This window comes from Pseudomonas sp. rhizo66, assembly GCF_031931925.1.
Taxonomy (GTDB): domain Bacteria; phylum Pseudomonadota; class Gammaproteobacteria; order Pseudomonadales; family Pseudomonadaceae; genus Aquipseudomonas.
Genome location: NZ_JAUJWZ010000046.1, coordinates 1 through 1,324, shown reverse-complemented (window position 1 = coordinate 1,324; position 1,324 = coordinate 1). Strand labels below are relative to the sequence as shown.

Annotated in this window: 1 protein-coding gene; it reads left to right on the top strand. The window is 53.1% G+C overall.

Annotated features, from left to right (window positions below):
* Window positions 1-109 precede the first annotated feature (109 nt).
* Window positions 110-1,303: an IS4 family transposase gene (locus QZR14_RS27880; protein ID WP_311998306.1), complete on the top strand. Its 1,194-nt coding sequence runs from the start codon at window positions 110-112 to the stop codon at window positions 1,301-1,303.
* The last annotated feature ends 21 nt before the right edge of the window (window positions 1,304-1,324 follow it).

The following is a 1,324-nucleotide window of genomic DNA, read 5'->3' as shown; positions in this document are numbered from 1 at the left end:
TGAGGGATCCCCGATTTTTCTTACAGAAAATCAAGAAGTTGGAATATTGAAGAGGCCTGCATGAGTCGGCAACTTGGTTTGCACCACACAAATACAAGAAACCGAACCCATGCAAGCCATCCGATTTTTGCACAGAGCGCTCGCTCAAGCACTGCCCTCTATCCATTCTCGCCGCCTGACATCACTGATGAGTTGTGTCAGTTCGTTACTGCATGGACGTCGACTGACACTGACCGCTCTTGGTCGCTTCATGACGGGGCGTGCTTATCCCAAGCATTCGATCAAGCGCGTGGATCGGTTGCTGGGCAATCAACACTTGAGATCAGAGCGTCCATTGTTCTATTGGGTAATGCTTCGGGCATTGCTGGGTTCGTTGAAGCATCCTTTGATCCTGGTCGACTGGTCTCGAATTGACGCTTCAGGCACAGCCTTTTTGCTAAGAGCATCGATCCCTCTGGCGGGGCGCTCATTTCCGGTTTATGAAAGCGTTCATGAGCGCGAGAGCTGTCCCAAGTATCAAAATCGCCTACTCAAAACGCTGGCCGAATTGCTACCTGTTGACTGCATCCCGATTCTGGTCACCGATGCGGGTTTTCGGCGACCGTGGATGAAGGCTGTCGCCGCGCAGGGCTGGTATTACGTCGCGCGGATAAGGAATCGCGAACTTTATCGTCGCGATCAAACTGACTGGCAACCGGTGAAGAATTTGTATGCATTGGCCGCCGCCTCACCCAAGGCACTTGGCCGTGTCGAGATGACGCGAAGCGCCCCACACTTCATCGATTTGTATTGCGTACGACACTGCGCCAAGGGCCGCAAACACCAACGCGTCACGGGTTCAATTGCCAAGAGTAAGCTCAGTCGACAGTCCGCAAGACGTGAGCGTGAACCGTGGTTGCTGGCCAGCAATTTAGTTCAGGGCGAGTGGAATCCGGCAAAGATCGTGGCGGTTTACAAACGACGCATGCAAATTGAGGAGGGTTTCAGGGATGTGAAAAGTGAGCACTTGGGATTGGGCTTGAATCTACATCGCAGCCATTGCCTGCATCGTATTGAGATACTGCTGTTGATTGCAGCTCTCGCCAATTACCTGCTCTTTTTAACGGGGCTTCAGGCTCGAAAAAGTAACTTGGAGCGGCGATATCAAAGCAACAGCCTCAGAGAACGACGAGTGCTTTCATTGTGGCGCCTTGGCCTGGAATACTGGCGCAGGTGCACAGAGTTCGGAGGCAGCGGAGACTGGGAAAGATTGGAGAAAGCTCTGCGCGATGAGGTGCATCATCAGGCGCAGAGCCTGGAGTAGATTTGTGGGGATCCCTCAGGG

Excerpts from the sequence above, each read along its gene's own strand:
- QZR14_RS27880 (WP_311998306.1), top strand. The coding sequence starts at position 110 with ATGCAAGCCATCCGATTTTTGCACAGAGCGCTCGCTCAAGCACTGCCC.